This window comes from Pseudomonas sp. NPDC078416 (genome assembly GCF_050268485.1).
Taxonomy (GTDB): domain Bacteria; phylum Pseudomonadota; class Gammaproteobacteria; order Pseudomonadales; family Pseudomonadaceae; genus Aquipseudomonas.
The window spans coordinates 35661-46908 of the sequence record NZ_JBNNGV010000017.1; the positions used below are offsets into that span (position 1 = coordinate 35661).

Annotated in this window: 11 protein-coding genes; 5 read left to right on the plus strand and 6 right to left on the minus strand. The window is 61.8% G+C overall.

Going from position 1 to position 11248, the window contains the following annotated elements; translation table 11 throughout:
• Positions 1-40 precede the first annotated feature (40 nt).
• Positions 41-1678, plus strand: a complete 1638-nt coding sequence (locus ACQKEN_RS15870; protein ID WP_427686967.1) for a phosphoethanolamine transferase — start codon at positions 41-43, stop codon at positions 1676-1678.
• A gap of 6 nt (positions 1679-1684) precedes the next feature.
• Positions 1685-2518 carry an AraC family transcriptional regulator gene (locus ACQKEN_RS15875; RefSeq protein WP_427686861.1) on the plus strand — a complete coding sequence of 278 codons (834 nt, stop codon included), beginning with the start codon at positions 1685-1687 and terminating at the stop codon, positions 2516-2518.
• 42 nt (positions 2519-2560) lie between these two features.
• On the opposite strand, the gene ACQKEN_RS15880 is transcribed toward ACQKEN_RS15875, so the two are convergent.
• From ACQKEN_RS15880 to ACQKEN_RS15895, 4 genes are all read right to left on the minus strand, one after another.
• Positions 2561-3148: a LysE family translocator gene (locus tag ACQKEN_RS15880; RefSeq protein ID WP_427686863.1), complete on the minus strand. Its 588-nt coding sequence runs from the start codon at positions 3146-3148 to the stop codon at positions 2561-2563.
• 115 nt (positions 3149-3263) lie between these two features.
• Positions 3264-4733: an MFS transporter gene (locus ACQKEN_RS15885; RefSeq protein WP_427686865.1), complete on the minus strand. Its 1470-nt coding sequence runs from the start codon at positions 4731-4733 to the stop codon at positions 3264-3266.
• Positions 4734-4908: 175 nt separating this feature from the next.
• Positions 4909-6342 carry an NAD-dependent succinate-semialdehyde dehydrogenase gene (locus tag ACQKEN_RS15890; protein ID WP_427686867.1) on the minus strand — a complete coding sequence of 478 codons (1434 nt, stop codon included), beginning with the start codon at positions 6340-6342 and terminating at the stop codon, positions 4909-4911.
• Positions 6343-6984: 642 nt separating this feature from the next.
• Positions 6985-7284 (minus strand): ArsR/SmtB family transcription factor, encoded by a 300-nt coding sequence (locus tag ACQKEN_RS15895; protein ID WP_427686868.1) that lies wholly within the window; start codon positions 7282-7284, stop codon positions 6985-6987.
• 384 nt (positions 7285-7668) lie between these two features.
• Here ACQKEN_RS15895 and ACQKEN_RS15900 point away from each other — a divergent pair, with 384 nt between their 5' ends.
• Together ACQKEN_RS15900 and ACQKEN_RS15905 are read left to right on the plus strand one after the other, a co-directional pair.
• Positions 7669-9198: a nucleobase:cation symporter-2 family protein gene (locus tag ACQKEN_RS15900; RefSeq protein WP_427686870.1), complete on the plus strand. Its 1530-nt coding sequence runs from the start codon at positions 7669-7671 to the stop codon at positions 9196-9198.
• 42 nt (positions 9199-9240) lie between these two features.
• Positions 9241-9723 (plus strand): LEA type 2 family protein, encoded by a 483-nt coding sequence (locus ACQKEN_RS15905; RefSeq protein WP_427686872.1) that lies wholly within the window; start codon positions 9241-9243, stop codon positions 9721-9723.
• A gap of 155 nt (positions 9724-9878) precedes the next feature.
• Here the strand turns inward: ACQKEN_RS15905 and ACQKEN_RS15910 are convergent, their stop codons facing one another.
• Positions 9879-10136 (minus strand): hypothetical protein, encoded by a 258-nt coding sequence (locus ACQKEN_RS15910; protein WP_122534790.1) that lies wholly within the window; start codon positions 10134-10136, stop codon positions 9879-9881.
• Positions 10137-10337: 201 nt separating this feature from the next.
• Here ACQKEN_RS15910 and ACQKEN_RS15915 point away from each other — a divergent pair, with 201 nt between their 5' ends.
• On the plus strand, positions 10338-10658 hold the full coding sequence (locus ACQKEN_RS15915) for a DUF883 family protein (RefSeq protein ID WP_427686874.1): 321 nt from the start codon (positions 10338-10340) through the stop codon (positions 10656-10658).
• A gap of 73 nt (positions 10659-10731) precedes the next feature.
• Here the strand turns inward: ACQKEN_RS15915 and ACQKEN_RS15920 are convergent, their stop codons facing one another.
• Complete coding sequence (locus ACQKEN_RS15920) at positions 10732-11178, minus strand: SPOR domain-containing protein (RefSeq protein ID WP_427686876.1); 447 nt, start codon at positions 11176-11178, stop codon at positions 10732-10734.
• Positions 11179-11248: the final 70 nt, after the last annotated feature.

Consider the following 11248-nt stretch of genomic DNA (forward strand, 5'->3'; position numbering starts at 1 on the left):
GCATTCGCATACCAGGCGCTGCGTGGTCCCTTATACGGAAATGAAATCGATGATCAAACCGGTCACGTCTACTCGTCTGGTGATGCTGTTTTCCCTGTGTCTGGTGCTGTTCTACAACCTGGCGACCTGGCGCGCACTGGTTGACCAGGCGCAATTGCAGGGCGTCAAAGCCATTGCGTTCTATGTGTCGTTTGCCTTCCTGCTGTGGGCCGCGATCACCCTGCTGCTCACGCCTTTCTCGTTTCGTCCGACGCTCAAACCAGTGCTGAGCCTGGTCGCGCTGTGTTCGGCCGGCGCCGCGTATTTCATGAACACCTACGGCATCAGCATCGACACGACGATGATGCAGAACGTGCTTGAAACCAACCCCGGCGAGGCCGAGGCCCTGTTGAGCGGCAAGCTGTTTGTCTACCTGGGGCTGCTGGGTGTGCTGCCGATCGCGCTGATCTGGCGGCTGCCGGTGACCTACCGTCGCGTGCTGCCCGGGCTGGTCAACAAAGTGCTCGTCTGCGTCGGCTGTCTGCTGGTGATCGCCGCTGCGGTCGGGCCCTTCTACGCGACCTATGCGCCGATCTTTCGCGATGAAGACAAGCTCACCCACTTCATCAACCCGACCAATTACCTCTACGCCATCGGCAAGCTGACCAAGCAGACCGTCGCCATCAAAGAGACGCTGAAAATCCAGACCGTCGGCGCCGACGCTGCGCTCAGTCCGCAAGCGCAGCAGCGGCCGAAAAAGAGCCTGATGATCTTCGTCGTCGGTGAAACGGCCCGGGCCGACCACTTTTCCCTCAACGGCTATGGGCGGGAGACCAACCCGGAACTGAAGCAGCAGGACATTCTCAATTTCACCCACGTGGCCTCGTGCGGCACGTCAACCGCGGTGTCAGTGCCGTGCATGTTTTCGAAATTTCCGCGCACTGATTACAGCGACAAAAAGGGCAAAACCTACGAGGGTCTGCTGGACATGCTCCAGCGCGCCGGCCTGAAGGTGCTGTGGCTGGACAACAACAGCGATTGCAAAGGCACCTGCCTGCGCGTGCCCCACAGTGATATCCCGAAAAACCAGCCAAGCCCGTTCTGCGATGGCAAAAACTGCCTCGACGAATCGCTGCTGGTGGGCTTGCAGGATTACATTGACGGGCTGCAGGACAACGCCGTCATCGTCCTCCATTCCGATGGCAGCCACGGCCCGGAATACTACGATCGCTACCCCAAGACCCTGGAGCGCTTCACGCCCGTCTGTCAAACCAATCAGCTGGGCAGCTGCACGTCCGACGAGCTGAAAAACGTCTACGACAACACCATCCTGTACACCGATCACTTCCTGTCCCAGACCATCGAGCTGCTCAAGCGCAATCAGGACAAGGTCGATGCCTCGATGATTTACGTCTCGGACCACGGCGAATCCCTCGGCGAGAACGGCATCTACCTGCACGCCGCGCCCTACGCCATCGCACCCTCAGCCCAGACCCACGTGCCGATGGTGATGTGGTTCGGCCACTCGACCTTGGAAGACGCCGGCGTTGATCGCCATTGTCTGGCTGCCAGGCAAGGCCAGCCCGACCTGAGCCATGACTACGTGTTTCATTCGGTGCTAGGCTTGCTCGGCGTCACCAGCACGGAATACCAGCCGGCGCTGGACCTCTTTCACAGCTGCAAGCGCGAGAAGGGATGAGTTGAAATGACCTGCCAGAACCCGGTGAGACAGCGTGATAAACCGGTGTTCTGGCGGGACGCGCAACTGCCGTTCATTGAGGCGCGCTCTATCGAGGACGGCCGCAAGGTCTGCTACTCCCGCCATTCCCACGACGTATTTTCCATCGGCGCAATCACCGCCGGCCAAAGCACCTACCTGCACGAGAAAACCACCCAGACCATCACCACCGGCACCGTTGTGGTGATGAACCCCGGCGAGGTCCACGCCTGCAATCCCATCGACGATCAGCCCTGGTCCTACCTGATGCTGTACGTGAACGCGCAGTGGCTGGGCGCGCTTCAGCGTGATTGCGGGGTCAGCGACGGGGGCCTGTTTCGGGGTTATCCGGCCACCCACAGTCGCGACCCGCTGTTGTTCGACGGGCTGCTCGAACTTCATCGGCAACTGGTGGATTCGCAGCGGGATACGCTGGCGAAACAGGAAGCCGCGGTCGGGTTTTTCACCTTGGTCGAGCAGCGTCTGGGCGGCTCGACGCTGACGCCAAGACAGGCCAATCCCAAGGTCGAACGTGCGGCGCGTTACATCGATGCGCATTACCTGCAGCCGATTCGGCTGGAAGACGTGTGCGCGGCGGCGAATCTGTCCGAGGCCTACCTGATTCGTGCGTTCGAGCAGCAGTACCACATGACCCCGCACGCCTGGCTGGTCAACCGACGCATCCAGCACGGCCAGGCGCAATTGCGCAGCGGCGAGCCTATTGCCGACATCGCCCAGCAGAGTGGCTTTGCCGATCAGGCGCACTTTCAGCGGGCGTTCAAAAAACATCTGGCGGCAACGCCGGGTCAGTACAAGCCCTGACCGCCTGTAGTTGCTCGCAAGAAGTTGCTCGCAAGAGAAAGCTCAGACGTAAAACAGCGACACCGCGCAGCCTGCCAACAGCGCCGCCATGCTGCGGTTGAACACGCGGATGCGCCCGGGGCTGCGCAGCCAGGGGCCGAGAAAGGCACCGGCACAGGCCCAGCAGCCCACCGACAGGTAGCACACGACGAAGTAGATCAGCGCAAACAGACCGATCAGTCGCGCCTCGCCATCGGCTACAAACGCACCCATCCCCGCCACCGCCGCCAGCCACGCCTTCGGGTTCAGCCACTGCATCGCAGCACCGTGGAGAAACGACGGCTCGCGGGTGGGTTTGGCAACGTCAAGGTGTCCGTTATCCATCGCCAGTTTCCACGCCAGATAGAGCAGAAACGCCACCCCGGCCCAGCGAATGATCTCGGTCAGCATCGGACAACGCTGCAGCACTTCGTGCAGGCCGAACCCGGTGAACAGCAGCAGCACGACAAAGCCCACTGTCGCGCCGAGCACGTGGCGCAAGCTGGCGATGAGGCCGAACTGCGCGCCCGAGCTGAGCGCCACGACGTTCACCGGCCCCGGCGATATGGACGCGGCCAGTGCGAACGCCGCCATGGAAATCATCAGGTTCATTGCACCTCCCACCCTTCATTGACTGTCGGGTGAGTGTACGAAGCGCGGCCGGGTGGGCGATTGAACAAAACTGACCAATCGCCGACCGCGTGCTTGAGTCAGTCGTGGGGCTGGGTCAGTCGTGGGCTTGGGACAGGGGCCGCGCCACTTCTTCAAGGGATTTGCCTTCCGAGGCCACGCCCCAGATCGCCTGCACCACGGCGGCCAGCAACATCAACGCGGCACCAATCAGGTAGCCGATAAACACCGGGCCGCGCTCGTGGGTGTCGATCAACTGGCCGAACAGGGTCGGGCCGACAATGCCACCCAGCGCCGTGCCGAACGCATAGAACACGGCAATCGCCAGCGCACGTATCTCCAGCGGAAAAGTTTCGGCGACGGTCAGGTACGCTGAACTGGCCGCGGCCGATGCGAAGAAGAAAATGATCATCCAGGCGATGGCCTGTTGCGTGACATCCAGAACGCCCTGCTGAAACAGATAGCCGCTAATGGTCAGCAAGACCCCGGACACGGCGTAGGTCAGGCTGATCATCACCCGCCGCCCCACCACATCGAACAGCCGCCCCAACAGCAAAGGCCCGCAGAAATTGCCCAGCGCCAAGGGCAACACGTACCAGCCGATGGAGGCCGACGGCACTTGGTAGAACTCGGTGAGCACCAGGGCGTAGGTGAAGAAAATCGCGTTATAGAAGAACGCCTGAGCGGTCAGCAACGTCAGGCCCACCAAGGCGCGACGGCGGTAGGTGTTGAACAGGGTGTGGAAAATCTCTTTCAGCGGCGTGTGGTCCCGCGCGTGCAAACGCAACGGCGGGCCGACCGGGGTGGACAGGTCGTGGCCCTGGCGGCGCAGGCGCTCTTCTATGCCTTCCACGATCACCCTCGCCTCCTCGCCCTGGCCATGAATCAGCAACCAGCGCGGACTTTCCGGCAGCCACAGGCGCATCAGCAGGATGATCAGACCGAGCACCGCGCCGATGCCGAAACACAGGCGCCAGCCCATGTCCGCGCCAACCCATGGGGCGTCCAGCAGCACGATGGAGCCGACCGCGCCCAATGCCGCGCCGATCCAGAAGGTGCCGTTGATGGTCAGGTCCACCCAGCCGCGAAACCGTGCCGGGGTGAATTCCTGGATGGTCGAGTTGATCGCCGTGTACTCGCCGCCGATGCCCATCCCGGTGAGAAACCGGAACAGCAGGAAACTCCAGAGGCTGAAGGAAAACGCCGTGGCAGCGGTCGCTGTGATGTACAGCGCGAGGGTGATGAAGAACAGCTTGCGCCGCCCCAGACGGTCCGTCAGCCAACCGAAAAACAATGCTCCCAGTACCGCGCCGCAGATATAGGCGCCGCCGGCCAGACCGATGTCGGCGTTGGTCAGGTGCAGGACCGGACTGTCTTTCAACGCCCCGGACACCGAGCCCGCCAGGGTCACTTCCAGCCCGTCGAGCAGCCAGGTGATGCCCAGGGCAAACACCAGCAACGTATGAAACCGCCCCCACGGCAGACGATCGAGCCGGGCGGGGAGATCCGTTTCGAACACCGCCCCTTTGCTGTCTGCCGCTACTGCCTGCACGCCGCTGGTCGCCATGGCTCGTCCCCGTGGATCGGAAGTGATCTGTGGGTTCAGAGTTCGCGGGGTGCGTGGGAGTTCAGCCGCACTCAGTACCTGTAGGAGCCGGCTTGCTGGCGAATGCGCGGGGTCAGTCGCCTCAAGGGTGGTTGGCAGGCACGGTTCGCCAGCAAGCCGGCTCCTACAGTAGGCGTTAAACGTTGAACACCGTCACCAGCTTGGTGTTCAGGTACGCCTCGATCGCTTCGGTACCGCCCTCGGATCCGTAGCCGGAATCCTTGATGCCGCCGAACGGCACTTCAACCAGGCCGATGCCCTGGTGGTTGATCGACAGCATGCCGGCTTCGATGCGGGTGCTGAGGATGTGGGTGGTTTTCATCGACGAGGTAAACGCGTACGACGCCAGGCCAAACGGCACGCGGTTGGATTCCTTGACCGCATCTTCCACCGTGTCGAACGGCACCAGCAGCGCCACCGGGCCGAAGGGTTCTTCGTTCATGATGCGCATTTCGGTGGTCAGGCCGCTGATGACGGTGGGCTGGAAGAAGTAGCCCGGGCCTTCGATGGCCTTGCCGCCGACATGAACCTTGGCGCCCTTGTCGCTGGCGTCCTTGATCAACGCGCTCAACGCTGGAATGCGTCGCTCGTTGGCCACCGGGCCCATGGTCACGCCCTGCTCCAGGCCGTTGCCGACTTTCAGCTCGTGGGTGTGGCCGACGAACTTCTCGACAAATTCATCGAACACACCGCGCTGGACCAGAATCCGCGTGGGTGACACGCAGACCTGCCCGGCGTTGCGGAACTTGGCGCCCGCCAGCGTGCGCGCGGCCAGGTCGATGTCCGCATCGTCGAACACCAGCGCCGGGGCGTGACCGCCGAGCTCCATGGTCGCGCGCTTCATGTGCTGACCGGCCAACGCCGCCAGCTGCTTGCCCACCGGGGTCGAGCCGGTGAAGGTGACTTTCTTGATGGTCGGGTGGGCAATCAGGTAGCTGGAAATCTGCGCCGGATCGCCGTAAACCAGGCCGATGACGCCCGCTGGAACGCCGGCATCGACGAACGCACGGACCAGTTCGGCAGGCGACGCCGGGGTTTCTTCCGGGGCCTTGACGATGATCGAGCAGCCGGCCGCCAGCGCCGAGGACAGCTTGCGCACCACTTGGTTGATCGGGAAATTCCACGGCGTGAAGGCCGCCACTGGACCGACCGGTTCCTTGATGACTTTCTGTTCGACCGAGACGTTGCGCGATGGCACAAGGCGGCCATAGGCACGGCGGCCTTCTTCGGCCAGCCAGTCGATGATGTCGGCGGCGGACAGGGTTTCCATGCGCGCTTCGGCCAGGGGTTTGCCCTGTTCCTGGGTCATGATGTTGGCGATGTGATCGACGCGGTCGCGCAGCAGGTTGGCGGCCTTTTGCATGATTTTGTAGCGGTCGTAGGCCGGGGTGCTGCGCCAGGTGTCAAAGCCGCGCTCGGCCGCTGCCAGCGCCTGGTCCAGGTCGGCGATGTCGGCGTGGGCCACGGTGCCGAGGGTTTCGCCGTTGGCGGGGTTGATGACGTTGATAGTGCGGCCGTCTGTACTGGCACGCCATTGACCATCGATGAACAGTTGAACGTCTGGGTACATGGGGAACTCCGGATGCGGGACTGTTCAAGACATAAGGGTGGTCAGGGCTATTTTCAATGGGGCTGAAGAAGATCTAAAGCGGATCAAGGGCGTCTGCCTGGGGGCAGACTGTTTCGCCTTCGGCGAGTTACTTGGAAAAGCACCCCAAGTAACCAAGGGTGCTTGCTCCTGGTTTGGCCCCTCGTTCCTCGGGGTTCCCTCACTCCGACGACGCTCCGCGGGCCCGCGCCGAACGGACATCCATGTCCTGACGGCGCTCTCGCCGCATCCATGCGGCTCGGCCCACTCCGCGTCGTCTGCGTTCGGCCTGCACCCAAGTCGCGTTTTGCGGTGTCTGGACTTTTTGCGTATGAAGACCAAAAGCAGATCAGAAGCAAAGCAAAAGCTTCCCGGCTAAAGCCGGTCCCACTGACTGTACAAGGTGCCCTTGTAGGACTGGCTTCAGCCGGGAAGACGCCGGTGCAGGCGACATCAATTTTTAGTCGAGATAACCCGATCTACGGGGTGTACGCGCTGCTTTTAGTGGGACTGGCTTTAGCCGGGAAGAGGCCGGTTTGTTCACCATAGATGTTGATTGTTCCCACGCTCCGCGTGGTAACACCGCCCCGGACGCTCCGCGTCCTGCAGACAACGCGCAGCTTGCTAGATCTCCATCAACTGCCGAGCGTAGGCGTGCAGGACCTCGCGCTGGATCATGAAGCTGGCGTATTTGCCTTCGCGCAGGGTGGCGATGAGGCCGGCTCGCTCGAGCTCTCGGGTGTGGTGGGAAACGGTGGCGGCGCTGACCGGGTGAACTTTCAGCACTTCGGCACAGGGCAGCGCCTGTTCGCTGTTACCAATCTGAACCAGGATCCGGAAGCGGCGGCTGTCAGCCAGCGCCCGGGCTATCAATGCGATTTGCGATTCACTCAACGGAAACTGCTGCGCCGTGCTCATGATCATCGTGAAGCCTCAGTAAAAACCTCCTTGTCCAGAGATACTGCAGAACTAAATCGACAGGCTAATGACGATCATCACTGGCGGTCAACACTATGGAGGCTCAGGGCAAAAGATCGTTCAGCGCCGGGAGAACTTGCCTGCGAAGCACTCCACGTTGCCCGCTGACCTGCGTAGTGTTTTCTGGCATCCTGCGCGCCCTTTTTCCCACGACCGACTGCCATGCCTCGCCTTGCGCTTTGTACACAATCTCTCATTAAAATGTATTTCTGCTTGTGGACATGTTGTACAGTCGGCAATCCTGACCGGCAAGACAAGATGTTCGCACCGGTTGGAGATGTGTCATCCGCAAAGCCCATGACCCCATAAAAACAAAATGGCAGGCTAACCATGACCGCACCCCGCAACAGCGCCCCGACCCGCTTGGCTTCAGCCTCGGTCGCATCCAGAACCGAACTCATTTACGGCCTGAATGACCGACCGCATTTCGCCGCCGCGATCTTCGCGGCGTTGCAGCACGTGCTGGCCAGTTTCGTCGGCATCATCACCCCTACCCTCATCGTCGGCAACGTGCTCGGGCTCGACAGCGAAGTGCCCTACCTGATCAGCATGGCGCTGTTCGTCTCCGGGCTGGGCACCTTCGTTCAGGCCAAACGCTTCGGCCCGATCGGCTCGGGGCTGCTGTGTCTGCAGGGCACCAGTTTCTCCTTCCTCAGCGTGATTCTGAGCGCGGGGTTTCTGGTCAAGAGTCGTGGCGGCGGCACCGACGAAATCCTCTCGACGATCTTCGGCGTGTGCTTCTGCGCAGCGTTCGTCGAGGTTGCCCTGAGCCAGTTCATCGGTAAATTGCGCAAGCTGATCACCCCGGTGGTCACCGGCACGATCATCACCCTGATGGGCCTTTCGCTGTTGAAAGTGGCGATGACCGACATAGCTGGCGGCTTCGGCGCAAGCGACCTGGGCTCGGCGGCGAACATGGGCCTGGCCGGCCTGGTGCTCATCACTATCGTGGTGCTCAACCGGTTCAACATTCCGTTACTGCGCCTGAGCGCGATCATCATCGGCCTGACCCTGGGCTTCGCCGTCGCCTGGTTCATGGGCCGGGTGGATTTTGCGCAGATGCCCCATGTCCCGGTGATGAGCCTGCCGGTGCCGTTCAAATACGGGTTTTCCTTCGATCTGCTGGCGTTCATCCCCATCGCGGTGATCTTTCTCGTGTCACCGCTGGAGGCCGCCGGGGACCTCACCGCCAACTCCATGATTTCCCAACAGCCGGTGAGCGGGCCGGTGTACATCCGCCGGATCAAGTCGGGGCTGCTGGCGGACGGGCTGAATTCGGCGCTGGCGGCGACCTTCAACAGCCTGCCCATGGTGACGTTCGCGCAGAACAACGGGGTCATTCAGCTGACCGGTGTCGCCAGCCGCTACGTGGCGTTTTTCATCGCCGGGATTCTGGTGCTGCTGGGCCTGTTCCCGATCATCGGCGCCGTGCTGCAACTGATGCCGAAGCCGGTGCTGGGCGGCGCAACGCTGATCATGTTCGGCACCGTCGCGGTGGCGGGCATCAAGATCCTCTCGGAGGCCGGCCTGCATCGGCGCAACATGCTGATCGTGGCGATTTCCCTGGGCATGGGCCTGGGCGTGGCTGCCGTGCCGGAGGTCTTGCGCGAGCTGCCCAAGGCGCTGCACAACATTTTCGAATCGCCCATCACCGTCGGCGCGTTCTGCGCGATCATCCTCAATATCTTTCTGCCGGAGGAATACCAGGAGCCGGAGCTCACCGAATTCGACCCGGAAGCCGCGACTTTGAAGGTGCTGCAGGACCCGTCCCGCGGCCCCGATGCAGAAGCTGATGCAGCTCCTGACGCAGAACCTCTTCCGGCGAGCGGGGTCGCACACTTGAATCGTCAGGACGTTTGAAGGGGCATGTTGTGCCCCAACGGCCTGCCACGGGAGTCACCGATGCCGCTACGCCTGATCCGCACCCTCCTCGCCGGCCTGACCATGGTGCTCGCACTGAGCGCCTGCGCGCTGTTTCCCAACCGGGACCCGTTGAACATCAACGTGGTAGGCATCGATCCCCTGCCCGGCCAGGATCTGGAAATCCGCTTCGCCGTGAAGCTGCGCCTGCAAAATCCCAACGACACCGACATCCAGTACGACGGCGTCGCGCTGAACCTGGACGTCAACGGCCGCTTGCTGGCGTCCGGCGTGAGCGATCAAAAAGGCACGATCGGGCGTTTCTCCGAGGGCGTACTGACGGTGCCGGTCACCGTTTCAGCCTTTGCCGCCCTGCGCCAGGCGGTGGGCCTCGCTGATCAGCAACGGCTGGACAACCTGCCCTACGAGCTGCACGGCAAGCTGGCCGGCGGACTGTTCGGCACCATGCGCTTTGAAGACAGCGGCACGCTGAGCCTGCCGAAACCGGCCAGCGGCAGTTGGTGATGGCGAACGGCGTGATCGGCTTTACACTTTCAGTGGGACCGGCTTTAGCCGGGAAAGCGTGAGGCGCCAGACCGCAAAAACGGGCAAAAATGAAGTCGCCAGGACTGGCCTCTTCCCGGCTGAAGCCGGTCCCACAATGGGCGGGATCGACTGCCTCAGCCCCGCGCCGCTGCCACCAAACGATTGACCTCGGCGCGCACCATGTTGGCGTACTCCGGTGGCGACATGGCGTCGAGTTCGCCGCGCACCCACTCCGACCATTTGCCCTTGCGCTTGGCCCGTTCGCCCATCAGCCGGGCGGCGTCCCCCTTGGCCTTGCCCAGATTGCTCTGCCACAGATCGAACAGGCGAGACTTTTCGTCCTCGATGGCGGCACGTTCCGGAAGGGTTTTATTGGCCAGGTTGTAGCTCATGGTATGTACCTCGATGTGCAAAACGAAACGCTTGAACGGAGCCGGTAGCGGGCTCGAAAAACGTCAGCATCTTACACCCGTCGAGGGCGAACCCCGACTCCATTCGTTGTACTTTTTGGCCGCTGTCGGAAATGTGCTGCAACTTTTCAGACGCTCATAACTCCATTGCACACTGCCATAACTATTGAAAGGAAATTTGCCATGGCTCGTAAAACTGCTGCCCAAAACGCCGCTGTCGAACAGATCAAGGATCAAGCGTTCAGCGAACTGGCCGCCCTCATTGAAGAGTCCGACAAACTGCTCAAGGACAGCGCCTCTCTGGTAGGCGAAGAAGCCGACACCGTACGTGCTCAACTGAGCCAGAAGCTCAAGCAGGCAATGGAATCCGTGGGCAGCGTGCGCGAACGCGCCAAGCCAGCCGTTGATGCCACCGAGAATTACATCGGCGGCCATCCATGGCAGACCGTAGCGGTCTCCGCAGGTTTTGGTCTGGTGGTGGGTCTGTTGCTGGGCCGTCGTTGATCAACGACCTGTGGCTCTGACGCAAGATTAGCTTTAGCCGGAGGCATCACTTGATCCCTCCGGCTTGAGATCCTCAGGATCTCGGCGCAATCACTTCCAGCTGTGACAGGCGATGGCCCTTGACCATCGCGGCATCGATCTCTGTCTTGGCCTTCTCGGCATCTGCCTGAGACTCGAACGGCCCGATCATCACCACTTCCCTGCCATCGACCTTCACCACGTAGGACGGGTAATGGTGTTCGACCAGCCAATAGGCCATGTCGCTCAGCGCTTCTTTCAAATGGACACGAATGGTCCACTGCTGCGAAGCCGGCGTCGGCGCTTCCGCGGTCGAATCAGTGCTCGGAACCTGGGCGGGCGTCGCCGGCTTGCCGCCATCACAACCTGCCAGCATCAACACCGCCACCATCATTGCCATCTTGCGCACGTCTGTTGCTCCTCGTTTGAAGTGGCGGGAGTCTATCACCGCAGGCGAGTGCGAGTTGAACGTCCAGCCGGTACACTGCTCGGCGGCAGCCATGAACCCGTCTTCAGCACTCTTGGTCACAGCGCCCGGAAAGATTGCTGCCCGCCTTACAATTAACCGAACC

Excerpts from the sequence above, each read along its gene's own strand:
- ACQKEN_RS15870 (WP_427686967.1), top strand. The coding sequence starts at position 41 with ATGAAATCGATGATCAAACCGGTCACGTCTACTCGTCTGGTGATGCTG.
- ACQKEN_RS15875 (WP_427686861.1), top strand. The coding sequence starts at position 1,685 with ATGACCTGCCAGAACCCGGTGAGACAGCGTGATAAACCGGTGTTCTGG.
- ACQKEN_RS15880 (WP_427686863.1), bottom strand. The coding sequence starts at position 3,148 with ATGAACCTGATGATTTCCATGGCGGCGTTCGCACTGGCCGCGTCCATA.
- ACQKEN_RS15885 (WP_427686865.1), bottom strand. The coding sequence starts at position 4,733 with ATGGCGACCAGCGGCGTGCAGGCAGTAGCGGCAGACAGCAAAGGGGCG.
- ACQKEN_RS15890 (WP_427686867.1), bottom strand. The coding sequence starts at position 6,342 with ATGTACCCAGACGTTCAACTGTTCATCGATGGTCAATGGCGTGCCAGT.
- ACQKEN_RS15895 (WP_427686868.1), bottom strand. The coding sequence starts at position 7,284 with ATGATCATGAGCACGGCGCAGCAGTTTCCGTTGAGTGAATCGCAAATC.
- ACQKEN_RS15900 (WP_427686870.1), top strand. The coding sequence starts at position 7,669 with ATGACCGCACCCCGCAACAGCGCCCCGACCCGCTTGGCTTCAGCCTCG.
- ACQKEN_RS15905 (WP_427686872.1), top strand. The coding sequence starts at position 9,241 with ATGCCGCTACGCCTGATCCGCACCCTCCTCGCCGGCCTGACCATGGTG.
- ACQKEN_RS15910 (WP_122534790.1), bottom strand. The coding sequence starts at position 10,136 with ATGAGCTACAACCTGGCCAATAAAACCCTTCCGGAACGTGCCGCCATC.
- ACQKEN_RS15915 (WP_427686874.1), top strand. The coding sequence starts at position 10,338 with ATGGCTCGTAAAACTGCTGCCCAAAACGCCGCTGTCGAACAGATCAAG.
- ACQKEN_RS15920 (WP_427686876.1), bottom strand. The coding sequence starts at position 11,178 with ATGGCTGCCGCCGAGCAGTGTACCGGCTGGACGTTCAACTCGCACTCG.